General features: G+C 37.9%; 1 pseudogene. It reads left to right on the top strand.

Annotated elements, in window-relative coordinates:
• Nucleotides 1-348 (top strand): annotated as a pseudogene (locus GQ589_RS12005) (hypothetical protein); the annotation flags it as partial.

Here is a 348-nt window from a genome sequence, read left to right as displayed (position 1 = left end):
ATAAGGGTTATATTAAATTAACCTCACTGGTAATTACCCAGCTTAAACCTGAAAAATTAGACAAAGTCGTGGTATTAAAAGCACCAATGCCAATAAAGAAAGGTGATTTTATTGGTTACCTTGGTCATAATGTGAGTCAAAGCGAGCGTTTTGACGAGCCTAAAGAAGCGCCGTTATCGAACATGAAACGGGCGTTAGACAATCAATTACTGCCATTAGCGCATATTGAATTATTGACCTGTGATGATTTTCCTGATTTTATCTCTAAAACCCGTGCCTTAGCAGACCAGTTACCTGAAAGCGAAAAGACTATCATATTAGTTGAAAAAGAGGCCATATTAGCGCAAG

Source organism: Gilliamella sp. Pas-s27, from assembly GCF_009795865.1.
Classification (GTDB): domain Bacteria; phylum Pseudomonadota; class Gammaproteobacteria; order Enterobacterales; family Orbaceae; genus Gilliamella.
This window is presented reverse-complemented; position numbering and strand designations above follow the sequence as displayed.